Genomic DNA, 26,483 nt, shown 5'->3' with positions numbered 1-26,483 from the left:
AATAAAGTTTAAAAATATGTAGTTTCTTATACGAATCGGGATCGAAACGTTAAGTAGTGTAAATCCTATACAAAGTCGAAATAGAGCTTGAGAACTGGAAATTTAGGATTTCGCTACATTTAGCGATCGCTAAACCTAGACTTCGCAAGTATGAGCCAAGGATAAATTACATGGCAAACAAAATTGAAGCACTTAAAGCAGCGAAAGATGGACTTGCCCTCAAAGCCGAAATTGCTCGCTTTGCCGAAATTGGTTGGGAAGCGATCGACGATGACGATTTGCAACATCGGTTGAAATGGCTAGGTGTATTCTTTCGTAAAAGTACTCCTGGTCGCTTTATGGTCAGAATGCGTATCCCCAATGGCTTACTGAATAGCGATCAGATGCGTGTTTTGGCTTCGGTAATCGAAAAATGTGGTGAGCATGGCGTTGCTGATATCACTACCCGCCAGAACATTCAGATGCGCGGTATTTTGATCGAAGATGTTCCTGAAATGTTCGATAAGTTCCGATCTGTTGGTCTGACTAGCGTGCAGTCAGCTATGGATAACATCCGTAATATTACAGGTTCCCCTGTGGCGGGTATTGATGCCAATGAGCTTTACGATACCCGCGAGTTAGCTATCCAAGTTCAAAATTTACTTACTAATAATGGAGAAGGCAATCCTGCCTTTACGAACTTACCACGCAAATTTAACATTGCGATCGCGGGTTGTCGTGATAACTCCACCCATGCCGAAATCAATGATTTAGCCTTTGTGCCTGCCTTTAAAGACGAATCGCAAGAAACTTTTGGATTTAATGTTTTGGTTGGTGGTTTCTTCTCATCAAAGCGGATTGCTGCTGCTATTCCCTTAGATGTTTGGGTCGCTCCTGAAGATGTAGTTGCTCTTTGTGAATCTCTGCTGATTGTGTTTCGAGACAATGGATTACGCGAGAATCGCCAAAAATCTCGCTTGATGTATTTAATTGATGAGTGGGGAATTGAGAAATTCCGCTTTGAAGTTGAGAAGCAAATGGGAAAGCCTTTAGCCGCCGCCGCCGCTAAGGACGAAATTGAATGGGAAAAGCGTGACCATATCGGTGTTCACCAGCAAAAACAAACAGGATTAAATTATGTTGGACTGCAAATTCCTGTCGGACGCATGTATGCACCTGATATGTATGAATTTGCTCGTCTTGCCGAAACTTACGGTAATGGCGATATGCGCCTAACGGTTGAGCAGAATCTTCTGATTACCCATGTTAGTGATGAAAAAGTCACTGCACTTCTGCAAGAACCACTACTTCAGAAGTTCCCCGTTGCGCCCGATAACCTGATGCGTGGGCTGGTTTCCTGTACGGGTAATCAGTTCTGTCCTGTAGCGATCGTGGAAACCAAAAATCGTTCTCTTGCCCTCACCAGACAACTCAGTGCTGCATACGACTTACCGAAAGTAGTACGGATTCACTGGAGTGGTTGCCCCAATTCCTGCGCCCAGCCACAGGTCGCCGACATTGGCTTTACGGGTTGCAAAGCCCGTAAAGATGGCAAGGTGGTTGATGGTGTAGACATCTACATGGGCGGTACGGTAGGCAAAGATGCTCACCTTGGCACTTGTGTTATGGAAAAGGTTCCCTGTGAGGATCTGTATGAAGTGGTCGGCAAATTGCTTGTCGATCGCTTCGATGCAGTTCCCAAACAGAATGGGGCAATGATCACTAACTCTGCCGAATTAGTTGCCGTTGGCTAAACCAATTCCTTCTAGCATTCTGCTAGAGAGAATCAAATATTTAAAACATCAAAACAAATCAAACAAACAGGAATTTAAACCATGGGAATGTTCTCTCGCCGTAAATTTTTGACCACTGCTGGACTTTCTACTGTAGGTGCGATCGCTCTCAATGCTTGTAGTAGCGGTGAAACCCCTACGGCTACAACCACAACAGACGCTAGCCCCGCCGCTACTTCTACGGCTGCTCCTGTCAATGCTGCTGATGCTCCTGAAGTTACTAAAGCGAAGCTAGGATTCATCGCTCTTACCGATGCTTCGCCGCTAATCATTGCCCAAGAAAAAGGCTACTTTGCTAAATACGGCATGACTGGTGTCGAAGTTCTCAAACAAGCTTCTTGGGGAACGACTCGCGACAATATCGTGCTTGGCTCCGATGCTGGTGGCATTGATGGCGCTCACATCTTAACGCCCATGCCTTACCTGATTTCTGAAGGCAAAATTACCAATGGTAAAAAAGTGCCAATGTACATTTTGGCTAGGCTGAATACCAATGGACAGGGGATCTCAGTTGCCAATAATTTCAAAGATGACAAAATTGCACTGAAGAGTGATGTACTCAAAGAAACTTTTGCCAAGCAGAAAGCCGCAGGGAAAGAACTCAAATGTGCGATGACTTTCCCTGGAGGAACCCATGACTTGTGGATTCGTTATTGGCTAGCAGCTAATGGCGTTGATCCAGACAAAGATGTTTCTACAATTGTGGTTCCACCAGCACAAATGGTTGCCAACATGAAGGCTGGTAACATGGAAGCATTCTGTGTGGGTGAGCCTTGGAATGCACGTCTAGTTGCTCAGGACTCTGGTTACACCGCCCTGATTACAGGTGAACTTTGGAAAGATCACCCTGAAAAAGCGTTCTCTCTCCGTGCAGATTGGGTAGATAAGAATCCTAAGGCAGCGATGGCTCTCCTCAAGGCTGTTCTCGAAGCTCAAGTATGGTGTGAAGATCCAGCCAACAAAGAAGAAATGTGTAAAATCGTCGGCGCTGATAAGTGGCTAAAAGTTCCTGCAATCGAAATTTTGGGTAGACAGCAAGGTAAGGTTGATTATGGTGATGGACGTACTCTTGAAAGCACAGATTTGTCGATGAAGTTCTGGAAAGATAATGCTTCTTATCCTTTTAAGAGCCATGATCTTTGGTTCCTTACAGAAGATATCCGTTGGGGGTATTTTGAAGCGACTTTAGACTCTAAGGCTTTAGTCGATAAGGTAAATCGTGAAGATCTTTGGAAAGAGGCTGCCAAGGCGATCGGCAAGGAAGCCGATATTCCTAAGAGTACTTCTCGCGGTATTGAGACTTTCTTCGATGGTGTGAAGTTTGATCCTGAGAATCCTAAAGCTTATTTGGAAGGACTCAAGATCAAGAAGATGGCATGAACCATTTAAGGATTAATTTCGGCGGTCAAAGACTCTAAGAGATCCCCCTCAATCCCCCTTGACAAGGGGGAAGAAGAAAATTTAATTTATTCTCCCTTTTTTTAAGCGGGCTGGTGGGGATCTAATCCTGAAGACACAGACAGCGAGTCGATTAACAAGGGGCTTACGCCTCTTGTCATCATTTCAAATATTCATCTTTAACGTTTTAGGAGACACCCAAAATGGCGGCAGGAAGCTTAAGTTCTAAATTTACCCCTAACAAGATCGGTGAATGGTTTCAACAACAAGCAAAATATCTTATTCCGCCAGCGATCGCCTTAATATTTCTATTAGGTATCTGGCAAATTCTCTGTTCTGGCGCTAAGCCTCCTTTGCCACCACCGACAAAGGTTTGGCAAGAGACACAACCGTATATCTGGCATCCATTTTTTGATCGCAACTACTTTGATGTCAACGAGAAAGAAAAGATTGATAGCCCTGCACGTCAAGCCCTCAAGGAGAAAGTCACTATTGAGCAAGGCTTAGGCGTAAAAACTATGACCAGCTTGCGCCGTGTGGCAATTGGCTACACCGCTTCCGCCATAATTGGGATCGCCTTTGGGATTGCGATCGGCACAAATGTTTTTTTATATCGAGCCTTTGACCCAATTTTCCAAGTTTTACGGACAATCCCCCCCCTTGCATGGCTACCGATCGCCATGTCCGCCTTCCAAGGTGTCAACGAATCTCTCAAATCGGTCGGTTTAGATGTTACGGAAGCGGCAGCGCTATTCGTGATTTTTGTAACTTCGATTTGGCCGATCTTAATGAATACGGCTGTGGGTGTACAGCAAGTCCCTCAAGACTATCGCAACGTATCGAGAGTACTTCGTCTTAGTAAGTTTGATTACTTCATTACCATTCTGATGCCATCGGCGGCTCCTTACATTTTCACAGGGTTGCGTATTGCGGTTGGTCTATCATGGCTAGCGATCGTGGCTGCGGAAATGTTGACAGGTGGTGTAGGTATTGGCTTCTTTATTTGGGACAGCTACAACAGCCAAAAAAGCAGTGAATTGATTCTTGCCCTATTTTACATTGGTGTAGTTGGCTTCCTATTAGACAAATTGATCTATTACATTAGCAAGTTTACGGTTCAGTCGGATTCTTAGCTAATAGCTATTAGCTATTAGCTATTAGCTTTCAAGAATTTTTAACCTAGCTGTTCCAAAAAACTAGCCTTTATTTACCTACTAAATAGCCAAAAGCTAAAAGCTAAAAGCTAAAAGCCAAAAGCTAAAAGCTAAAAGCTAAAAGCTAAAAGCTAAAAGCCAAAAGCCAAAAGCTACCCCCCCCCCTCTAAACTCATCAAATTTCCTATGCAGACACTAGATATTACCGACAACGATCAGAAACACCATCAAGATCCATTTCTAGTTATTGATGGTGTTTCCAAAGTCTATCCAACTCCTCGTGGTCCCTATACGGTATTAGAGGATGTCAATCTCACAGTCTATGAAGGTGAGTTTATTTGTGTGATCGGTCACTCTGGCTGTGGCAAATCTACTCTCCTAAATATGGTCGCAGGGTTTAATCGACCCACTGCTGGCGAAATTTGTTTGCGATCAAAGCCGATCCTGCGCCCAGGTCCCGATCGCATGGTGGTATTCCAAAACTATTCCCTACTACCTTGGATGACCGCGTTTGAGAATGTCTATCTTGCGGTTAAGCAGGTTTATACAGATAAGTCCAAGGAAGAGAAAATCAAGATTGCCAAAAACAGTCTAGAGATGGTGGGCTTGGCAGAAGCAATGCACAAAAAACCGAAGCAACTCTCTGGGGGAATGCGTCAGAGAGTCTCGATCGCCCGTGCTTTGTCAATTCGTCCTGAAGTATTGATCCTTGATGAACCCTTCGGAGCCTTAGATGTGATGACTCGTGAAGAACTTCAAGAAGAATTACTGGCAATCTGGCGCGAACATCGCGTGACAGCCCTAATGATCACTCACGAAATCGATGAAGCATTATTTCTCGCCGATCGCATTGTGATGATGAGCAATGGCCCCGCCGCCCACATCGCCGAAATCATAGATGTCCCCTTTGCCCGTCCCCGCGATCGCAAAGCGATCGCCGACGATCCACGCTATTACACACTCCGTAACTACATTCTTGAATTTTTGTATAACCGTTTTGCCCTAGCTGATGAAGCAGAGTAGATCAAGGAAAAAGGAAAAGGGAAAAAGGAAAAAATTATAATCAATCCCCAATCCCCAATTACCAATTACCAATCCCCAATTACCAATTACCAAACCACCATGTCTAAATTTCTAGAAATTGACCATGTAACTCGTACTTTCAAAACTAATAATGGACAGCCCTATGTGGCGGTGAAAGATGTTTATTTTGAGATGAAGGAAGGTGAATTTGTCTCGATTATTGGACATTCTGGTTGTGGTAAATCCACGGTTTTGAATATTTTGTCTGGCTTAGATAGGGCTAGTGCTGGCGGTATTGTTTTGGAAGGTAGGGAAGTCCGTGAACCGGGTCCCGATCGCATGTTGGTGTTCCAAAACCATTCGCTGTTGCCTTGGCTAACGGTGCGTCAAAATATTGGGCTAGCGGTCAATCGGGTGTTAAGAGATCAACCCAAGCAAGAACGCGATCGCATTATCCAAGAACATATTGATCTAGTGGGCTTAAGTCATGCTGCGGATAAATATCCTCGTGAGATTTCAGGTGGAATGAAGCAGCGGGTGGGAATTGCCCGTGCTTTATCTATTAAACCGAAAATCCTCTTGTTAGATGAGCCTTTTGGGGCTTTGGATGCCTTGACTAGAGGTCGCTTACAAGAAAAGTTAATGCATATTTGTGATGAAAGCAAAATCTCGGCGGTAATGATTACCCATGATGTGGATGAGGCTCTGCTGCTAAGCGATCGCATTGTGATGATGACCAATGGTCCAGAAGCAAAAATCGGACAGGTTCTCACTGTTGATTTGCCCCATCCTCGCAAACGAATGGAAGCGGTTAATCATCCTAATTACTATCGACTTAGGGGTGAAGTTGTTAATTTCCTCGATCGCCAGAAGCAAATCAAGCTAGAAAAGGCGAAGATGAAGAATAAAGCGGCGATTAGTCTTGGTAGTATCGAGAAAACTAATCTTACGATTGGCTATATTCCTCTCACCGATTGCGCTCCCTTTGTAATTGCTCAAGAGAAAGGATTATTTGCTAAATATGGTCTAGACGTTACATTGTCAAAAGAAAATAGCTGGAACGATCTAGCAGAAGGAATTCGCGAAGGTCGTCTGGATGCGGCTCAAATGGTTACAGGAATGCCACTGGCGATTAGCCTAGGTATGGGTAATAAGATTCCTGTGCCTGTAGTTACTTCTTTAACCTTGAGTCGTAATGGCAATGCAATCACCCTTAGCAATAGACTCCATGATGAGGATGTGCACGATCTCGCTTCCCTAAAAGCCTATATTGATCGATTTTCAGATGCGTACAACCCTGCCATAGGCATGGTACACCATGCTTCAATGCATAACCTGTTGTTGCGGCATTGGCTGTCTAGTGGGGGCATTCAACCCGATCAGGATGTAGATGTCATCGTGATTCCACCGCCACAGATGGTTTCTAACTTGATGGCAAATAATATCATCGGTTACTGTGTGGGCGAACCTTGGAACGTGCGTGCGGTCAATAGTAATGTCGGCTTTGTGGTGGCGACGGATCTCGATATTTGGCGTGGACATCCAGAGAAAGTATTGGGAGTTCGTAAAGATTGGGCTGAACAATATCCTCATACGCATTTGGAGCTAGTCAAGGCTCTATTAGAAGCATCACAGTTCTGTGAACCTTTGGAAAATCGTGATGAAGTGGTACTAACTTTGGCTAGCCCCAAATACCTCAACCTTGATCCTGTATATATTCGTCCAGGATTTGCAGGTCCCTATCGCATCAATACGATGGAAGCAAAGTATGAGCAAGATTTCTGTCAATTTGGTGTCGGTAATATGCCATCACGGAAGGAGCAGTTATGGGTGCTGACGCAAATGGCGCGTTGGGGATTAGTCACCTTCCCAGAGAACCACGCAGAAGTTATTTATAACCTGTTGGCTACGAGTGTCTATCAGCAAGCTGCGAAGGAGCTAGAGATTCCCATTATCGAAGAAGATAAATCGCCAATTGTTTTAGCCGATGGTTCAGTCTTTGATCCAGCCGATCCGATCGCCGCTTTGCAATCCATGCCCTACTCACAATTCACGGAAACTAGCTATTTTGACCCCATTAAAGGTTTTGCCTCCAAAAAAGTAGCTGTTCGCCAATAGCTCAATAACTGTCTATGTCTCCTATGCCTGCCTCAACCACACCCCAAATCGTTAAAACCCTCTGTCCTTATTGTGGTGTTGGTTGCGGTTTGGAAATTGTGGAAACCACTAATCAACCTACAGCTAAATTTCCCGATCGCTTCAAAGTCAGAGGCGATCGCAGCCATCCTTCAAGTCAGGGCATGGTCTGCGTCAAGGGCGCGACAATTGCCGAATCAATTCAAAAGGATCGGCTATTGCATCCCATGATGCGCGATCGCCTCGATGATGAATTTCGCCAAGTCAGTTGGGATGAAGCTCTCGATGCGATCGTCAAGCGGATGCAGCAGGTAATCGCTACCAAAGGTGCTGATGCTCTCTGTATGTATGGTTCGGGACAATTTCAAACTGAGGATTATTACATTGCTCAGAAATTATTTAAAGGCTGTTTGGGAACTAATAATTTTGATGCTAATTCGCGACTTTGTATGTCGTCGGCAGTTTCGGGCTATGTCAAAAGTTTTGGCTCCGATGGACCTCCCTGTTGCTATGAAGATTTAGATGTAACCGATTGTTTATTTGCGATCGGCACAAATACCGCCGAATGCCATCCCATTATTTTCAATCGCTTCCGTCGGCATCATAAAAAGAATCCCCATGTAAAACTGGTAGTCGTCGATCCGCGTCGTACCCAAACCGCTGAAGTTGCAGATCTCCATTTAGCGATTCAACCGGGGACGGATATTGATTTACTAAATGGTATCGCCCATTTGTTATTGCAGTGGGGAAAATGCGATCGCCAATTTATCGATCAACACACCAATGGATTTGCCGAATTTGCGGAAATCACGCAACTCTACACACCCGAATTCGTGGCGCGTCGCTGTGGCATCAATGTTGACGATTTGGAACTAGCCGCTAAATATTGGGCTGAGTCACCACGAGTTCTCTCCATTTGGTCAATGGGAGTCAATCAATCCACTCAAGGCACAGCCAAAGTTCAGTGCATCATTAACCTCCATTTGCTAACTGCTCAAATTGGCAAAGCTGGTGCTGGTCCCTTCTCATTGACTGGTCAACCCAATGCGATGGGAGGTCGTGAAGCAGGTGGCTTAGCTCATTTACTGCCAGGCTATCGATTTGTGACTAATCCCCAACACCGTGCTGAATTGGAAACATTTTGGGGTTTACCTTCTGGACAAATTTCTGCCCAAGTCGGGCGCACGGCATGGGATATGGTTCGCGGATTAGAGAACGATGAAGTAGATTTTCTCTGGATTGCGGCGACAAATCCCGCAGTTAGTTTTCCCGATCTGGAACGCACCAAAGCGGCTCTAAGGCGATCGCCTTTTACCGTTTATCAAGACGCATATTATCCAATCGAAACCTCAGCATATGCCCATCTGCTACTCCCCGCAACGCAATGGAGTGAAAAGACTGGCACAATGACCAATTCCGAGCGCTGTGTCACTCTCTGTCAAGCCTTTCAAACTCCCCTCGGTGAGGCTCGTGATGACTGGGCAATTTTTGCTGAAGTCGGTCGCCGCCTTGGTTTTAATGACAAGTTCCAATTTCAAACTTCTGCCGAAGTTCATGCGGAGTTTGTGCAAATCACTCGCGATCGCCCCTGTGATATGACAGGTATTAGCCATGCAAAGCTGGTGAACCTAGGCGTAATGCAATGGCAAGCTTCCGATCAAAATCCTGAACAAGACCAAATTCACAATAAGCGTCTCTATACCGATCTTCAATTCCATACCAGCGATCGCAAGGCAAGATTTGGTGCTTATCATTCCCAAGGTGTATTTGAAATTCCTGATGAGCATTATCCATTTATTCTCACCACTGGTAGGCTATACGGGCATTGGCATACACAAACCCGTACAGGTCGCATTGACAAAATCCGTCAGATGCATCCCAATCCTTTTGTCGAAATTCACCCTAAGGATGCAAATAAGTTTGGTATTAATAATGGCGATCTAGTAGAAGTGCGATCGCGGCGCGGTTCTTCCAAATTTCCTGCAATGGTAACTGAGGCGATCGCCCGTGGTGTTCTATTTGTACCAATGCATTGGGGAATGCTCTGGGCAGATAATGCAGAGGCAAATGCGCTCACTCATCCTGAAGCTGATCCTGACTCAAAACAACCAGAGTTAAAGGCTTGTGCGGTCGCGATCGTCCTAGTTAATTAGTAGTATTACAGCGCTTTGCGCTTAAACGAGTCACAGGAAAAGTTTTGCTTTGCAAAGCTTTCAAAACTTTTCTTGGTTTGGGGTTGAGTGCAAAGCGCTGTAAAATCACGTTAGTTCGATATAACCATTTGTGGCGAGCTTCGCACGCCGCAAATGGCTATATCGAACTAACATTAAAATCGGTTTCATAATGAGAATTGCTGGTTTGTAGATACTCTTTGATTTGGCGAAGGTATTGTCCTGTATAATTCATCCATATTTGAATAGCTTAATTTATAGCTTATTTCTATGGTTACTAACCTTGTAAAACCACTAGCAGAAAACTTTTGGAGCGAATATAACATTCGTCTAGAGCCTTGGAGTATGGGCTATGATGCACCAGTCAGCATCAATCCCGAAGAAATTCCCACTAGTGACAAGGTAAATACTGAAGTTGAATTCAGTAATGGTGAATGGCAATCGATCCGTGCGGCGATCACCCCTGAGATTCCCAATCAAATTTTGTTTATTGATGGGCGTTTGCGCCTTGATGCAAGCTTTCTGGGGCGGCGTGATGATGAGATTTTGTATGGTGCTTTTGCAACAATTTCGGTGGGAGCAGTACTAGTTGATCGCACGATCAGTAGAGCTAAATGTGTGGCAACAGAAGTAACAAGAATTATTGCTCTGGGAGGGAATTTGACTCCTCCTGTTACATCTATTCCTTGTCCAATTAGTGGGCGCGGTGATTTGAAATACGATCGCTGTCTGACCAGTTGTAATAATCAGCCAGATACTCCTTCTCAACTAGTTCAAGGAGAAATGCTTGATGAAGAATTACGAATTGCTAATGCACTCTCATTAAACAAAGAACTAATTAAAGAGAATACGCTGATCGTCCGTGATGGTCCCTTACTCTATCGAGTTTATCAAACTCCTCACGATACGATTGGCTATGTGAAAACGATGGGTAAAGCTTATCTCAAAGGAGATAATGCTCAAGTTATGCGATCGCTAAAGGTAGGAGAGCGCACCCCAATTTTTCGGATTTCTAATAGTAATGGCTCGAATCTTAGTTGGTATTTGCGATCGGGCAGTATTGATTTGAACTATAAAAAGCTTGGCTATCACGATTTACATGGGATTATTCGCATCGATTTGGATGGCGCAATTCCCCTTGAACGGGCCAAGGCGATCGCTGATCAAAGTACCTATTTAATTCCTCAATATGCTTCGCATCCAACCCGCGACCCCCGTGCGCCGCAAAATCTTACCCCAGTGGGAGCCTTAGAAAAAGAGCTTGGGCGAAGAATGGGAAGTCGCGAACTAATTTCTCGGCGCTTACGTAATTTTTTAGCTGATTCTGCTAATTTTCAGGCAATCTAGGTTTCGTTATACCAATGCAATGAAATATGACGATAATTTAAGGGTTGTAAAAACACAAAATGGCTACGCCATTTTGTGTTTTTACAACCCTTGCTGGGTTTGCTTCTTAATTTAATTTCAGTTCTACGAAAGCGAAAAATGGTAAGAATCGCTAAGCGATTCTTACCATTTTTCGCCATTTGCGGCGTGCAAAGCACGCCGCAAATGGCGATATCGAACTCAAGTTCAGTTACTTAGCGAGAAGGTCCTAAACCAACAGCACCAGCGTAAACAGCTTGACTGCCAAGTTCGGCTTCAATCCTGAGCAAACGGTTGTACTTAGCGACGCGCTCACTACGGCATAGAGAACCTGTTTTGATTTGTCCTGCGCGAGTAGCAACGGCTAGATCGGCGATGGTCGTATCTTCTGTCTCGCCCGATCGATGGCTGATCACTGAGCGATAACCATTCTTGTCGGCAGTGGCGATCGCTTCTAATGTTTCGGTTAAACTACCAATTTGATTGAGCTTAATCAAAATTGCACTAGCGCAACCCTCACGAATACCGCGCTCTAGGCGGGTCTTATTGGTTACAAATAAATCATCGCCCACTAGTTGAGTATTGGAGAGTTGTTTGGTCATGGCTTGCCAGCTAGCCCATTGATCTTCCTCTAGTCCATCTTCGATTGAGACGATCGGATATTTGGAGATTAGACCTTCGTAATAGTTGACAAACTCTTGAGGAGTGAGAGACTTGCCATCGATCACATAGTTACCATCTTTGAATAGCTCATTAGAGGCTACGTCTAGCGCCAAAGCAACTTGCTCACCTGGTTTGTAACCTGCTTTGGTGATTGCGTCGATTAGCAACTCTAGAGCCGCTTGGTTAGATTCAAGGTTAGGAGCAAATCCACCTTCATCACCCACAGCAGTTGACAAGCCTTTTTCATGGAGGATCGAGCTAAGCGCTGCGAATACTTCTGCACCGTAGCGCAATGCTTCTTTAAAAGTTGGTGCGCCTACAGGCACGATCATGAATTCTTGGATATCAACGTTGTTATCCGCATGAGCGCCACCGTTGATAACGTTCATCATCGGGACTGGAAGAACATTCGACAGGGGTGTGCCTAGATAGCGATATAGGGGTTGCCCGATCGCGGCGGAAGCTGCTTTGGCAGTTGCAAGAGAAACTGCCAAGATGGCATTTGCGCCAATTTCAGATTTGTTGGGCGTACCGTCTCGCTTGATCATGATCCGATCAACGAGTTCTTGATTGAGTGCATCTACTCCCTTCAATTCGGGTAGCAGCTTTTCAGTAATATTGCGAACTGCGATCAAAACCCCTTTACCGCCGTAGCGTTTTTTGTCTCCATCTCGCAACTCATGGGCTTCAAAACTACCTGTAGATGCGCCACTGGGTACTTGGGCAAGACCAACTGCTCCATTTGCTAATTTAACTTCCGCTTCAACGGTTGGTTTGCCACGCGAATCGAGGATTTCTCGTGCTGCGATCGCAATGATTTCTGTGCCTTTAGTCACTTTAAGCAATTCCTTTGATGATTAAGTAAAGCTAGTCGCAACAATCTTACAGTTTTGCGTTGTCCCATTTCTCAAATGTTAGGTGTTCATCAAAAAAATTGACAAAATTCACTTTTTGGTGTGCTTTATAGCTCCAAGCCAAAAGAGAATGGCGGCGCGAAGCGCCGCCATTCTCTTTTGGCTTGGAGAGTGAAACGCTGAGATTTGGGCTTGGAAACCAAGCCCGTACCTTTACAAATATGTAGGGGCTTGGTTTCCAAGCCCGTACCTTTACAAATATGTAGGGATTTGGTCTCCAAATCCTCTTTTTAAGATGACATGCCTATCTTTGTTCTACGTAGCATAAGTAAGAATCAATTTTTTGGTGACACGGCTTTGCCGTGCCATCAAAAAACTCTAACTGCGTTCTATCAATACTTGTTTTAAACGCATGGGATCGCCTTGATCAATAACTTTGCCATGCTCTAATAAAAATGCACCATCAGCATAATCCAACTCATTTAACCGATGCGTAACCCATAGAGCAGTCAGATTTTTTTGTTTGACCAATTCGCGCACCGAGGCAACCAGATCGGTTTGGTTTTCGCCATCTAATAAGGCAGTGGGTTCGTCTAGTAATAAAACTTCCGCATGACGCGCGATCGCTCCTGCGATCGCCACCCGTTGTTTTTGACCACCACTGAGAGCATAGATGGGGCGGCGGAGCATTTGCTCCAGATTCACCGCGCTCAAGGATTCTTTGACTCGATGCAAAGTTTCTATGTAGGAGAGATTTTCGGATGCTAAGCCAAAGGCAATATCTGCACCGACCGTTGGCATCACTAATTGATGATCGGGATTTTGAAATACAAAGCCAATGCGGGAGACGATCTCAATATCGCCAGAACTGGGTTTGAGCAAACTTGCAAGGAGCCTAAGCAAAGTCGATTTGCCACTGCCGTTAGTACCCAACAGCATCCAAAATTCCCCTTTTGGCACAGATAAGGTGCAGCGATCGAGGACGGTTTCGCCTGAAGCCCATGCAAAGCTAAGATCGCGAACACTGATGGCGGTGGTTACAGATTGATCGGTGGGCATTGTTAATTGCAGGTATGAACTTGTACAAAAAATCACTCAAACCCTTAGAGTTGCGCCCCTGCGGGGCGCAACTCTAAGGATTAGCCACGGATAAAGCCTGCGCCCATATTCGCAGAAGCCCCTGACTTCTCAGAAACCTGCACAGCCGAGATTTCGCTGGCAAGTACCGAGACTTTCTTGCCTTCCTGTTTTTCGCAGGTTAATTCCAAGATTTTGGTGTTACCGTCAGCGATCGCATTAGCGATTTCACGATAAAGCGCCTCAGCATTTTCTTGCTCCTTGCGCTGTACAGACAAAGCGATCGGATTATTTTTGAGGGTGATTTCAACTGTATACATCAGCATTGATTCGGTTGTCCTGCCTAGAAATGAAAGGTAGATAGAGTCGTTACAAGGTTTAGCGCAGATGCATTAGTGATTTGCATACCTGTTTATTACCTTCAGTATGCCATTGCATAGACAATCAAGGTGAGGTTTGTGCAGTAGAGCATCCCGTAATAAGTACTTGTGCAAAATAAATTACCAAAACCCATAAAGTTGCGCCTCGCAGGGGCGCAACTTTATGGGTTTTATGTCCTAACAAGAATGGCGACAGCTATAAAAACCTTGGGGGGGCTTTACATCAAGAGATGAAAATCTTGGAATAAGATACATAATAAGAACTGAAGCAAAATTAGCTGCGTTTATGATCGTAAAAGGTTTAGAACTGCCCAACTGGGAAAATATTAAACGGGAGTGGCGTGATGCCGACCCTTTACTACTGGTTTTCCCGATCCTATTGATGATTCTTGGTGGCGTTGCCATCTACAGTTCAGACTTTCGCGCTCAGCGCACTGAATGGTGGCAACATTGGGTCACAGGAGTAGTAGGGCTGGGAGCTATGTTTGCGATCGCCCGTTTTCACTACGATCAGTTATTGAGGTTGCACTGGATCACCTATGCAATTACTAATATCTCTTTGATATTGGTGATGATTATTGGGACAACGGCGCTTGGTGCAGAACGTTGGATTTCGATCGGCGGGTTTAATATTCAGCCTTCAGAATTTGCCAAGGTCGGTACTATCATTTCCTTGGCTGCGGTGATGCATGATCGCCCGATCCAAAATCCAATCGATGCTTTTAAAGTGGCTTGGGTAACAGTACCTCCTTGGGTATTGATCTTTTTACAACCGAACCTTGGTACGTCTTTGGTATTCGCCGCGATTACGATTGGAATGCTCTATTGGGCGGGTGCTAGTTTAGGGTGGTTGGTACTCATATTTTCGCCAATTGTGTCGGCAGTCCTATTTTCACTTTATTTACCTGCTTGGATTGTTTGGGTAATCCTGATGGGTGTGGCGGCTTGGGTGTCATTGCCTTGGTTTCGGATTGTCAGTACGGTGATTGCGGTGGTAGTAAATTTGGTGTCTGGACAAGCAGGAATTTTATTGTGGAATATTCTCCATGATTATCAAAAAAAGCGCCTATTGCTATTTATCGATCCTAATCAAGATCCTCTCGGCGCTGGCTATCACGTCATCCAGTCCAAAATTGCGATCGGTGCTGGTCAACTCTTTGGTCAGGGTTGGCTCAAAGGTACACAAACGCAATTAAATTTTATTCCTGAACAACATACTGACTTCATTTTTTCAGCGATCGGAGAGGAGTTTGGCTTTGCTGGTTGCCTTTGCGTTTTGTTGTTGTTTTTGGGAGTTTGTTGGCGCTTGTTGGTGGTTGCGGTAAATGCACGGGATAACTTTGGTTCACTCTTGGCGATCGGTGTATTTTCTTTCATCCTATTTCAAACCTTTGTCAATATTGGTATGAATATCAATGTTGCACCAGTAACAGGAATTCCTTTGCCTTGGCTCAGCTACGGGCGCTCAGCACTACTTGCTAATTTTATGGCGATCGGTTTAGTTGAGTCTGTAGCAGCCCATCGACGCACAATCAAATTCTAAAAGAAGAAGGCGCAAAGCGCCTTCTTCTTTTTTTAGCTTTTACGCTTTAACTTTATCTAGACTCAGCTTTAAAATCATGCCGACACAAATTCAAGATTATCGATCGCCTAAAGTCACCGTTATTGGTGCGGGTAATGTCGGCGGTATGCTCGCCCAGCGTATTGCCAAACAAAATTTGGCAGATGTGGTGCTATGCGATGTTGTCCAAGGAAAACCACAGGGAATTGCCCTCGATCTTGCCCAAGCGCATACCATCTCCAATCACGATCGCCAAATTATCGGCACTAACGACTATAACGACACCAAAGACTCGGATGTCATCGTGATTACCGCAGGCTTGCCACGCAAAGAAGGGATGAGTCGTAATGATCTGCTGAAAATTAATGCATCAATTATCAAGGAGGTTGTGCAGAAGGCGATCGCTCTATCTCCCAATGCAATTTTGTTGATTGTGACTAATCCTCTTGATGTGATGACCTATCTCGCATGGCAGGTAAGTGGGTTACCACCGCAGAGAGTAATTGGGATGGCGGGAGTGTTAGATGCGGCAAGATTTCAAACTTTTATTGCGATGGAATTAGGGATTTCCACTGCGGATATTTACACCACGGTTTTGGGTGGGCATGGGGATTTGATGTTGCCTTTACCACGACTATCGACGGTAAATGGGATACCGATTACCGAGCTATTGTCAGAGGAGGCGATCGCTAGACTCGTAGAGAGAACTCGTAATGGTGGAGCCGAAATTGTTAAGCTACTCCAAAATGGAAGTGCCTATTTCGCGCCGTCGGCCGCCGCCTATGTAATGGTGGAAGCTATTATTAGCGATCGACATCGAATATACCCTGCGGCGGCTCATCTTACGGGTGAGTATGGATTAAAAGATATATTCATGGGTGTACCAGTGCAAATAGGACGACAGGGTGTCGAGAAAGTGATTGAGCTGAAACTTACAGACGATGAACTTGCTGCACTCCATGCATCAGCAGCATCGATCCAAAAAAGTATTGATCTGTTGTAATAATCTCTTCCTAGTCCAATAACAACCTGAGGTTAGTTATATAGCAACGCAAGAGATAGATAGGACAAATCAAAACCAAAAAGATGAGTGGCGGCACGAAGCGCCGCCACTCATCTTTTTGGTTTTATGTCCTAAGCAAAACTTACGTTGCTATAGAAAAAATTTGGTAGCGATCGCTCTATAATCAGCAATCGGTTAACCTAAGACTAGCGATCGCCAAAACTTTAAAAGAGCATCATGACTTCAAGCGCACAAAACCACCCCACATTTTTACTTGTTGACGGACATTCCCTTGCGTTTCGAGCCTTTTATGCCTTTGGTAAGCATCCCGAAGGCGGCTTGCGAACCTCCACAGGAATCCCTACTAGTATCTGTTTTGGCTTCTTGAAAGCATTAATTGAGATGCTCGATCGCGAAAAACCCACTGCTGTTGCGATCGCCTTTGACCTCGCCACACCCACATTTCGCCATGAGATTGACGATACTTACAAGGCAAATCGTTCAGAAACCCCTGAAAGTTTTATTCCTGACATGCAGAACTTACAGAAAGTTTTAGCAGCGATGAATTTGCCAGCTATTACTCAGGCGGGTTTTGAGGCGGATGATGTGCTGGGAACACTATCACAGGCGGCGAGTGCTGAGGGTTACACCGTTAAGATATTAAGTGGCGATCGCGATTTGTTTCAGTTGATTGATGCAGATAAGCGGATTTCAGTGCTGAACATTGGTCAAAAAGATAAGATTGTGGAATACCATGCTGATCAGGTGAAAGAGAGGCTAGGAGTATTACCCACGCAGGTTGTGGACTATAAGGCTTTATGTGGTGATGCTTCGGATAATATTCCGGGGGTGCGCGGAATTGGTGAGAAAACGGCAATTAAATTAATTGAGGAATATGGCAGCTTAGAGAATGTTTTGGCAGCCGTGCCGAAGATGAAGGGGGCAGTTAAAACTAAGCTGGAGCAGGGAATTGAAGCTGCTAAGCATTCGCAGTTTATGGCGACGATCAAAACTGATGTGCCGCTTCCCATGGCGATCGCTGATTGCCAATTAACAGGTTTTGATACCGCAGAGTTAATTCCTTTATTAGAAGAGCTTGAGCTTAAAGCCTTTGTGAATCGAGTTGATCAGATTCAAGCGAAGTTGTCGGGGAATTATGATAAGAAGCCCTCACCCCCAGCCCCTCTCCCTAAGGGCGAGGGGAGTGAGATATCGGCTCAACATGGGGAAGATGAGGAGTTGTGGTTTGACTTTGCTAAGCAGGAAAATGATCAGGCGATCGCAGCGACTGCTTCGCTCAAGTTAGATGTGCAGATTATAGACACAATTCCCAAATTAGAGCAGTTAGTGGAATCTTTCCGCAGTACTAAACAACCTATAGCATGGGATACGGAGACTTCAGCGCTAAATCCCTTTGAGGCGGAACTAGTGGGAATTGGCTGCTGTTGGGGAGACTCGATTAGTGAAATTGCTTATATTCCCTTGAGTCATAGTGAAGGGGAAAATCTAAAATGGGAAGAGGTGAGAGAAATTGTCAAACCTATTCTCGAAGATGCTAGTTATCCAAAATACTTACAGAATGCTAAGTTCGATCGCTTGATGTTTAAGTCGGCAGGAATTGAACTAGCGGGTGTTGTATTCGATACGATGATCGCTAGTTATGTGATTGATCCTGAAGCTAGTCATAAGCTTGATGATATGGCGATGGAATTGCTTCAGATTCGCACTGTCTCTTATAAAACTCTAGTTGGTAAGCGCAAATCGATCGCTGAAGTAGATATCCCATCGGTTGCCCAATATTGCGGCATGGATACATATATCACCTATCACATTCGACCGATTTTGCAAGAGCAATTAACTGCGGTTCCCGAACTTTGGGATTTATTCCAAAATGTGGAAATAGCTTTAGAGCCGATTCTTGCCGAGATGGAATGGCGTGGGATTAGGATCGACAGAGGGTTCTTGAGTGCTTTTTCCTTGGAATTAGAGAAAGATTTGGATGCTTTAGCGATCGCTGCCTATGACCAAGCAGGACAAGAATTTAATCTTAATTCTCCTAAGCAGTTAAGCGAGATTTTAGTAAAAAAACTTGGTGACACATTTACTAAGAAATCACGCAAAAGCAAGACAGGTTATTCCACCGATGTTGCAGTTCTCAATAAATTAGAAGGTGAAGATCCTCTCATTGATACGATTCTCGAAAATCGCACCCTTGCCAAACTCAAATCTACCTATGTTGATGCTTTGCCATCGCTGATTCAGCCAAAGACTGGGCGCGTACATACTGATTTTAATCAAACCGTAGCCTCAACAGGACGTTTGAGCAGTTCTAATCCTAACTTGCAAAATATTCCCATTCGCACAGCTTTTAGTAAGCGGATCAGAGCAGGATTTTTGCCTGAAGAGGGTTGGATATTAATGTCGGCGGATTATTCGCAGATTGAACTGCGGATTCTTGCTCACCTGAGTCAAGAGCCTGAATTGATGAGGGCTTTTAATGCGGGTGAAGATGTGCATACTGTCACCGCCCAACTGCTCTTAGAAAAAGAAGAAGTAACTAGTGATGAGCGACGCTTAGCGAAAATCATTAACTACGGTGTGATCTATGGCATGGGAGCACAGAAATTTAGCCGTGATATTGGTGTGCCTGTAAAAGTAGCGAAGCAGTTTATTGAGAAATTCAAGGAGCGCTACGAAAGAATATCTACTTATATGCAAAGTGTGGAAGTAGAAGCAGAACGTGATGGCTTTGTCAAAACTATATTAGGAAGACGGCGCTATTTTCATGGGATTAGCCAGATTGGTGGTTACCAAAAGGCGGCGCTGTTGCGATCGGCGGTCAATGCTCCGATTCAGGGAACTAGCGCCGATATTATTAAAATTGCGATGTTGCGGGTGGATGAACTTTTGCGAGGTTATCAAGCGCGATTATTATTACAAGTCCATGATGAACTTGTGTTTGAAGTCCCACCCGATGAAGTTGCCGAATTACAACCCAAAATCAAAACGGCAATGGAGTCAGCGGTGGAGCTTTCAGTCAAGTTGGAAGTGGATGTACATACTGGCAAAAACTGGATGGAAGCTAAATAAGAGATTATGTTAGAAGTCCTGATTTGGCATGAATTTCTACATTTACTCCTCTTAATCGCATCTTGAAAAGGGAGAAAATGCAAATCTTCCTTTTCAAGCTACTTTTAACGCGAGTTAGGAATAATTTAAAACGGGATTTGAGAGATGGTTTGCTTAACCCGTACTCCACTAGACTGATAAACGCTATATCTAGGACAAATAAAAGCCCAAAAGATAAGTAGTGGCACGAAGCCCCGCCACTTATCTTTTGGGCTTTCATCTAGTTTCTAGTTACGCAAAGTGTTTGTAGTAAACAACTTAAATCTTTTGTTGATTTGTGAACATAAATACTCGATTAATAGAACTGATAAAAGTGTTTTAGCTACTAGTAAAGCAAAAATAAGTGGTGACCATTTAGGGAAGAAAGTAAGATCTTGCAGGTAATAAATGGCGAAAAATGAATGGACAAGCCACATCTGAAAAGAATATTTACCTAGATAAGCAAATACTTTAGATAGGTAATTGGTTTCAACTAATCTAATCGAAAAGTAGATAAATAAAGGCGTTAAAGCAAAGTCATAGTCTGGGACAAAGTTGACTATAAACTTAATTATAAAAATTCCTGTCAATCCTAAAACAATCCAAATCCCGCTTAAATCTTCCAGCTTTTTGATTATCTTACTAGAAAAAAAGTTATGTTTGGCGCATAGCATCCCCAATGCAAAAGATGTCTGTCTAACTACAAATGCCATTAAGCCGTATTGACCAACATCACGATTAAAATAATATAGAGTCAGACTCAAAATTATTAGGGCAATGCTATTTCGTTGAATTATTATTGTGTAGAGTGGAAATAAGAACACAATTATGATGGCAAACATACTAACAAACCACCAGTCTAGATTGTAAGTAGTATTGAATCCCAAAAGATTTTTGAAAACAATAGTTGATTTTGTAGAATAATAAATTCCAATCGGATCGAGAGCACTTAGGTCTTCAATGACAAATAATCCAAATGGCACAAATATAAGCAAATAAAGCCAATAATTTATATAAAGGTCTTTAAGCTTAGTAATAGCATAGTTAAAGACATTGTTTGGAGACTTTTGAGAACCTATATACATTCCATATCCAGATAAAAATAGGAAAATAGATACACATATATTTCCAAAGTTTCCTAAGTAATATTCTGCATTAAAAAAGGGAATTGTTGGGATAAATGTATTGCCATTTATAAGACGCTCTTCAAAAGTATATAAATGAAAGGCAAGCATTAGACATATGGCAATACCCTTGGCAATGTTAGTTTTTTCTTTAGTGAATTCCATTTGATTAAGCCTGTTGTAATTTGCAAATACGGAAAGTAAAAATATGAAGCAGAGATACTTAAACTTAAAAAATAAAACCTTAAACAACTTTTGAGAGAATGGAAATGTTAAAGACTTTGGTTTCGCTTAGGCAACGTGGACTATTAGGGACTTGCGATTAATTAAAGTACCTGTGGCTTCGACTTCGCTCAGCCAACGTTGGCTGAGCGAAGTCGAAGCCATATAAACTCAGTGGTACATTTTTTCTCGTCAAGTCCCTTAGCTAAGCAGAACTGACTCCTCTCGTATTGTTTAGGAATGCTCTATATTTACTCTATGTATTGTCAGCCTGACTAATTTGCTGGCGAAAACCATGCAGAAAATTGGCTCGATCTACCATCCCTAGTTGTAATAAGTTGCCGACAACTTCATTAGTTACGCTCAATAAATCGGGAGTTACCAGTTCTGGATTCATCGAGAGGATATCTTCTATCCTCGGTGGATGGCAATGCAATAGAGCCTGAATCAAGATCAGGCTTTTCTCATATTCTGTTTTAGACATAATTAATCTGGACTAATCTTGGCAAAAGGATTATTTTCCGCGTAACTAGAATGAAGAGATACTTAGTCACGCAATGGAAATGATACTTAAGGCAAGATTAGGGTGGACAAGCACCACTGGCAAAGAGGCGATCGCAAAGTACTAATGTGAGACAGTCGTTCATGGCTTGAATATAGACTTGTGGATCTTTTTAAGTTATAACATCATTTCCACAAAAATCGTTACAAAATGAAATTTCCCATAACTTCTCAAACTTGTATATCTTCAAACTTTCCGATTGACCAGTTACCCGCATTAAATACCGAAGACGGCAAAAAACTCAAAGACCATAGCATTACAACCACTCGCGCTTTGCTGCAAAAGGCAGGTCGTACCAAAGCCCAAAAAGAAGAATTAGCGATCGCACTTGGTGTGAGATTTCAGCTATTAACAAAATGGATAGCTTTCGCAGATTTGGCACGTATCCCTGCGGTAGGTTGTCAACATTGCGGAGTGATTGTGCATAGTGGCATTGTTTCGGTGGAACAACTTGCCCAGACTCCTCTCGATAAACTCCACAAACAAATTATGCGTTTACAGGTACAAAATTTTAACCGTGCTGATTTATGTCCTGATATTGGGGAGATGTCAATCTGGATCAAGCAAGCTCAACAACTTATAACCAAGAAAACACATAAAAATCCAGAAAAAATTCTGCCAGATTGATCATTACTACCTACTCTAGTCCAAATGATGATGAAATTTTGCAATCTCTAGCTATGACAATATCCTAAAGCGATCGCTCCACAAATCATGACTCACGGTAATAGCGATCTCCACAGTCCTATCATCGCTAACATCTCCTACTTCCACAAAGATGAAGTATTAATTTGAGGTAGAATGTACTTAGTGCTACAGCCTATAGCTATGACTATTAAAGAACAAATTATTCAAGAACTTGATCGCATTCCTGAGTCTTATCTGGAGAAGGTGCTGAGTTTTTTGTATTTTTTAGAAACTCCATTGACTCATGATGTTGAACAGTTAAGCAAGGCGGAAGCAATTATCCAAAACGGATTAAATACTGCGCTATCTAAGCCAAAGCGATCAGCCTCAGAAATTTGGGCAGAGTTTGCGGCTATTCGCAACAGAATTTCTGAAAGCGTTGCCAATGAGCAGCATTTGTAAGCAAGATATTAAAAGTTGTTGTCGATACATCTGTATTTGTTTCTGCTCTACTATCCAAATCTCAAGTAAGCTCTCCGTATCTGGTTTTACAAGTGGGGCTTATGAGGCTACTAAATTAGATGCGATCGACCCAGATGACAATAAATTCTTGGCTGCCGTTTTTGAAACAAAGGCTGATTACCTTATTTCTTTAGACAATCATTTACTTTCTATTAAGTACTATCATGGCACTCAAATATTGACTCCCCGTCTATTCTTGGAAGCAATAGGAATTGCTAATTATTAAACTTAGGACTTACGCAAAAGAACCAAACGTAAGCGCAATTCATGAATTGCCCCTACGTTTGAATCACGGTTTCAAGTCCTTTTTTCATAAGTCCTAAAACTAAGTGATGACCTATGTAATAGAGATCGCCTTTAGAAGATAGATTGTTGGAGCGATCGCCTGATTTGTTGATGTGTGAGGGTTTGGGGATTGATATGCCACTATAATTCAGGCAATAGAAAATAATTTTTGCTAAATTTATGAATAACACTTAAGGAAACTGACACCTATGCTAACTTTACAAATTACAAAAGATCAGGTCTTTACTTTGATCGATCAACTTTCACTTAATGAGCAGCAAGAAGTTTTAAAATATTTAGTCGAAAAAACTCGTGAGGATCTTGATGAGACCCCTGATGATATTGTTGTCGAGGGTATTAAACAAGGTCTCAAAGAGGCGATGAGGGGTCAAACTATTCCTCTATCTCAAATGTGGGAGGGAATTGATGTCGAGTAATTCTATCGAAATTTTTCTGACTTCCCGTTTTAAAAAAGATCTTAGTCAATTAGCTAAACGTTATCGTTCAATTCGTAAGGATCTAGAACCTCTGCTTGAGCAGCTTAAATCAGGAGAAGTTCTAGGCGATCAAATTTCTGGTTTGAATAATCAATTATTTAAGGTTCGTCTCAAAAATAGCAATATTCAAAAGGGAAAAAGTGCTGGTTATCGGGTTATTTATTATGTGAAAACTGAAGCCAGTGTGGTTTTGGTGACGATTTATTCTAAGTCTGACACATCAGATATAGAGAATATTGTGATTGAAAAAATTATTAAAGAATTTGTGGAGGAATAGGTATCGTTGACGAGATCGCTCCACAAATCATGACTCACGGTAATAGCGATCGCCTTAAAAAGATAGATTGTTGATGCGATCGCTAAGTTGATTGATGACTCGCTAATCCACGACAAAAGCGGAAATTGGCGCTAAAACAGATTTATCGCCCTTAGATTTCTGAACTTCGATTAGCACTTTCCCTTAAGGCTTCAAGGCGATCGCCTGTCATATGTACTCCATCAAACTTCTGTAATCGTAAACGACCGAGCCTTTCCTTTACTTGAGCCGTATTGGTAATAATCCAAACTTGGCGATCGCGACCAACTGCATCTAACACAATTGTCTCCACTGCCAGCGCCGCCGTTACCCCGATCGTAGGTACTTCGCTAAGATCGAGAACGATCGCTTGATAATCTTGGACAATGGACATCCTTTGAGACATCGTTTTTGCGGCTCCAAAACTCAAGGGGCCACCTAATTGAAACAGCAAAATCTCTCCATTGGATTTGGTCATAATTTCCTGCTCTTCCCCAGTGAGGTTATGAGCGGCTGTGGGATCGGTGGTTGCTTGCAGATTTTGACTTTGGATGTCGGTAAGGCGCTTGATTGTCAGCAGGTTGGCAATAAATGCGCCAACGACTACCGCCGTAATCAAGTCCACAAATACGGTCAGAAATAGCACCAAATACATCAAGCCTGTCCCCTTGAAGGAAAGATGATGGGCGCGTTTGAGAAACTGCCAATCGATAATGTCAAAACCCACTTTCAGCAATAGCCCTGCCAGTACCGCATTGGGGATCACGGCGGTCAGAGGGGCGGCCACCAATACCACCAACAGTAAAACTACGGCATGAATCATGCCCGATAAGGGCGTTTTGCCTCCCGCCTGCACATTCACCACTGTTCGCATCGTGGCTCCTGCACCAGACAAGCCGCCGAATAGTCCTGCAAACACATTACCGATCCCCTGCCCAATTAGTTCGCGATCGGAGTCATGCTGGGTGCGGGTGATACTATCAGCGACAAGGGAAGTCAACAGGGAATCGATCGCCCCTAAAAATCCTAGGGTCACACCATAGCGCAACATATCGATTAACTGATTTGCGGCAAAGGTGGGGAAGCGGAACTTCGGTAATTCGCTAGGAATCGCACCAATGCGGGAAATATTCGCATCTTTAAAGAAAATGACTGAGACTAGGGTACAGACCACTAAAGCGAGTAAGGGAGAAGGTAAAACTCGATTGAGTTTAGGCGGTGCAAAGAAAACAACGATCAGAGTTAGCAGCCCCAATCCCAGAGCAATAGGATTCGGATTTGTAATATGGCTTTGCAGCATCTTCATCGTGTCAATTACTGCGCCCGAACCTGCATAACCTAATAGTGGCGGCAATTGCAAAATGACGATAATCACGCCGATGCCTGACATGAAGCCCGAAATCACGGTGTAGGGCATCAGGGTAATGTACTGCCCTAGCTTCATTACTCCCAATAAAATCTGAAATAAGCCGCCGAGCATAACTACGGTAAAGGCGATCGCTAGTCCTGTTTCGGGATTATCTTTATAATTTGCTAAGACCGAAGCAATCACCGTCGTAATCACTACGGTCATCGGTCCCGTTGGTCCTGAAACTTGGGCAGGAGTGCCACCACAGAGCGCCGCAAAAAAACCGACAAAAATCGCGCCATAGAGTCCCGCGATCGCCCCTGCACCAGAGGCAACCCCAAAGGCAAGGGCAAGGGGCAGGGCGACGATCGCTGCCGTAATTCCCCCAAACAAGTCTCCGCGCCAGTTCCGAAGATGGATTTTGTTAATGATTTGCATATTTATTAGCGAAATACCAATACAGGAATATTACTGCTACGCAGAATTTGGGCGGTCGTACTACCGATGACTAGATGGCGAATACGGCTATGTCCGTATGCTCCCATCAACAATAAATCAATATTGTTTTGCGTAGCATATTCACCGATCGCTGTTTCTGATTTACCAGCGACCACACTGCATTGCGCGGCGATTCCCGTTGTCTGCGACCATTTTTGCGCCCCTGACAAACGGGCGATCGCCTTCTCGTCAGTCACGTTTTTGGACACAGCAATGATATGCAGTTCTAAACCTTGAAAGAGCGCTGAATTTGTCAAAAAGTCGAGAATCTTGCGACAACTTGCGCCGTCATCATAGGCAATGAGAATCTTGGCGATCGGCTTAAATTGGCGAGAAGTAACTAAAATTGGCTTTTTGCTGGATCTCATAATCCGTTCCACATTCGCACCCAAATGTCCCGAAGCAAACTCGGCATTTTCACCGCGCTTACCTAAAATTACAAGATTCGCATCAGCTTCCAATTCTTGAAAACAATCCACTAGGAATCCGTCTCGATGGATTGTTTTCACAGATTCCACGCCATTGCTCGTTAAAACCTGATGCGCCTCATCCAAAATTTGCTTCGCCCTTTGACGATTGAGTTTGGCTTTTTTATGTTCTAACTCCACCAACTCATCCATCAGCGCATCAGAAGCTCCTAAACCAATGCTGCCACTGAAATTACGACTAGCAGTTTGCGATCGCAGATCAGTCACATACAGCACATTCACCACTGACTGAATGCGATTTGCCAACCAAGCCGCATATTGATAGCTGCTTTGTCCAAAAATCGAGCCATCAGTGCATAACAAAATATTTTTCATAGTTAATTCTCTAGATTGACGGCTTTGAGTTGGGG

Annotated in this window: 21 protein-coding genes; 14 read left to right on the top strand and 7 right to left on the bottom strand. The window is 43.6% G+C overall.

Going from position 1 to position 26,483, the window contains the following annotated elements:
- Positions 1-170 precede the first annotated feature (170 nt).
- From VB775_RS03375 to VB775_RS03345, 7 genes are all read left to right on the top strand, one after another.
- A complete protein-coding gene (locus tag VB775_RS03375) occupies positions 171-1,733 on the top strand; it encodes a ferredoxin--nitrite reductase (RefSeq protein ID WP_281007177.1) in 1,563 nt (520 codons plus the stop codon).
- Between the two features lie 81 nt (positions 1,734-1,814).
- Positions 1,815-3,152: a CmpA/NrtA family ABC transporter substrate-binding protein gene (locus VB775_RS03370; RefSeq protein ID WP_281007178.1), complete on the top strand. Its 1,338-nt coding sequence runs from the start codon at positions 1,815-1,817 to the stop codon at positions 3,150-3,152.
- 221 nt (positions 3,153-3,373) lie between these two features.
- Positions 3,374-4,303, top strand: coding sequence for a nitrate ABC transporter permease (ntrB, locus tag VB775_RS03365; protein ID WP_281007179.1), 930 nt, complete (start codon positions 3,374-3,376; stop codon positions 4,301-4,303).
- Between the two features lie 207 nt (positions 4,304-4,510).
- The gene (locus VB775_RS03360; RefSeq protein ID WP_281007180.1) at positions 4,511-5,347 is read left to right on the top strand and encodes an ABC transporter ATP-binding protein; all 837 of its coding nucleotides are present in this window, start codon (positions 4,511-4,513) and stop codon (positions 5,345-5,347) included.
- A gap of 99 nt (positions 5,348-5,446) precedes the next feature.
- Positions 5,447-7,465, top strand: coding sequence for a nitrate ABC transporter ATP-binding protein (locus VB775_RS03355; protein ID WP_281007181.1), 2,019 nt, complete (start codon positions 5,447-5,449; stop codon positions 7,463-7,465).
- A gap of 14 nt (positions 7,466-7,479) precedes the next feature.
- The gene (locus tag VB775_RS03350; RefSeq protein ID WP_281007182.1) at positions 7,480-9,636 is read left to right on the top strand and encodes a molybdopterin oxidoreductase family protein; all 2,157 of its coding nucleotides are present in this window, start codon (positions 7,480-7,482) and stop codon (positions 9,634-9,636) included.
- A 288-nt stretch (positions 9,637-9,924) separates the two neighbouring features.
- Positions 9,925-11,001 (top strand): hypothetical protein, encoded by a 1,077-nt coding sequence (locus VB775_RS03345; RefSeq protein ID WP_281007183.1) that lies wholly within the window; start codon positions 9,925-9,927, stop codon positions 10,999-11,001.
- Between the two features lie 233 nt (positions 11,002-11,234).
- Here the strand turns inward: VB775_RS03345 and eno are convergent, their stop codons facing one another.
- The 3 genes from eno to VB775_RS03330 form a co-directional block, all read right to left on the bottom strand.
- A complete protein-coding gene (gene eno / locus VB775_RS03340) occupies positions 11,235-12,518 on the bottom strand; it encodes a phosphopyruvate hydratase (RefSeq protein ID WP_281007184.1) in 1,284 nt (427 codons plus the stop codon).
- Between the two features lie 396 nt (positions 12,519-12,914).
- Positions 12,915-13,595 carry an energy-coupling factor ABC transporter ATP-binding protein gene (locus VB775_RS03335; protein ID WP_281007185.1) on the bottom strand — a complete coding sequence of 227 codons (681 nt, stop codon included), beginning with the start codon at positions 13,593-13,595 and terminating at the stop codon, positions 12,915-12,917.
- A gap of 80 nt (positions 13,596-13,675) precedes the next feature.
- Positions 13,676-13,933 (bottom strand): DUF3107 family protein, encoded by a 258-nt coding sequence (locus VB775_RS03330; RefSeq protein WP_190576626.1) that lies wholly within the window; start codon positions 13,931-13,933, stop codon positions 13,676-13,678.
- A 346-nt stretch (positions 13,934-14,279) separates the two neighbouring features.
- On the opposite strand from VB775_RS03330, the gene rodA reads away from it, so the two are divergent.
- From rodA to polA, 3 genes are all read left to right on the top strand, one after another.
- Positions 14,280-15,536, top strand: a complete 1,257-nt coding sequence (rodA, locus tag VB775_RS03325; RefSeq protein WP_281007186.1) for a rod shape-determining protein RodA — start codon at positions 14,280-14,282, stop codon at positions 15,534-15,536.
- 76 nt (positions 15,537-15,612) lie between these two features.
- Complete coding sequence (gene mdh, locus VB775_RS03320; protein WP_281007187.1) at positions 15,613-16,557, top strand: malate dehydrogenase; 945 nt, start codon at positions 15,613-15,615, stop codon at positions 16,555-16,557.
- 237 nt (positions 16,558-16,794) lie between these two features.
- Entirely contained in the window at positions 16,795-19,647 is a 2,853-nt protein-coding gene (polA, locus tag VB775_RS03315; RefSeq protein WP_281007188.1) for a DNA polymerase I, read from the top strand.
- 266 nt (positions 19,648-19,913) lie between these two features.
- On the opposite strand, the gene VB775_RS03310 is transcribed toward polA, so the two are convergent.
- Complete coding sequence (locus tag VB775_RS03310) at positions 19,914-20,954, bottom strand: acyltransferase family protein (protein ID WP_281007189.1); 1,041 nt, start codon at positions 20,952-20,954, stop codon at positions 19,914-19,916.
- Between the two features lie 313 nt (positions 20,955-21,267).
- The gene (locus tag VB775_RS03305; RefSeq protein ID WP_281007190.1) at positions 21,268-21,495 is read right to left on the bottom strand and encodes a hypothetical protein; all 228 of its coding nucleotides are present in this window, start codon (positions 21,493-21,495) and stop codon (positions 21,268-21,270) included.
- A gap of 228 nt (positions 21,496-21,723) precedes the next feature.
- Between VB775_RS03305 and VB775_RS03300 the strand changes: the two genes are divergently transcribed.
- The 4 genes from VB775_RS03300 (at position 21,724) to VB775_RS03285 (ending at position 23,781) form a co-directional block, all read left to right on the top strand.
- Entirely contained in the window at positions 21,724-22,200 is a 477-nt protein-coding gene (locus VB775_RS03300) for a DUF4332 domain-containing protein (RefSeq protein ID WP_281007191.1), read from the top strand.
- A gap of 201 nt (positions 22,201-22,401) precedes the next feature.
- A complete protein-coding gene (locus VB775_RS03295) occupies positions 22,402-22,662 on the top strand; it encodes a hypothetical protein (protein ID WP_281007192.1) in 261 nt (86 codons plus the stop codon).
- Positions 22,663-23,216: 554 nt separating this feature from the next.
- Entirely contained in the window at positions 23,217-23,444 is a 228-nt protein-coding gene (locus VB775_RS03290) for a hypothetical protein (RefSeq protein ID WP_281007194.1), read from the top strand.
- Positions 23,434-23,781, top strand: coding sequence for a type II toxin-antitoxin system RelE/ParE family toxin (locus VB775_RS03285; RefSeq protein WP_281007195.1), 348 nt, complete (start codon positions 23,434-23,436; stop codon positions 23,779-23,781). The genes VB775_RS03290 and VB775_RS03285 overlap by 11 nt, the downstream gene beginning before the upstream one ends.
- A 151-nt stretch (positions 23,782-23,932) precedes the next feature.
- Here the strand turns inward: VB775_RS03285 and VB775_RS03280 are convergent, their stop codons facing one another.
- Together VB775_RS03280 and VB775_RS03275 are read right to left on the bottom strand one after the other, a co-directional pair.
- Complete coding sequence (locus tag VB775_RS03280) at positions 23,933-25,585, bottom strand: SulP family inorganic anion transporter (protein ID WP_281007196.1); 1,653 nt, start codon at positions 25,583-25,585, stop codon at positions 23,933-23,935.
- A 5-nt stretch (positions 25,586-25,590) separates the two neighbouring features.
- Positions 25,591-26,448: a universal stress protein gene (locus VB775_RS03275; RefSeq protein ID WP_281007197.1), complete on the bottom strand. Its 858-nt coding sequence runs from the start codon at positions 26,446-26,448 to the stop codon at positions 25,591-25,593.
- Between the last annotated feature and the right edge of the window lie 35 nt (positions 26,449-26,483).

The organism is Pseudanabaena sp. CCNP1317 (assembly GCF_034931345.1).
In the GTDB taxonomy this organism is placed as follows: Bacteria; Cyanobacteriota; Cyanobacteriia; order Pseudanabaenales; family Pseudanabaenaceae; genus Pseudanabaena; species Pseudanabaena galeata.
The sequence above is the reverse complement of the archived record's forward strand: the minus strand, read 5'-3'. Positions and strand labels throughout refer to the sequence as shown.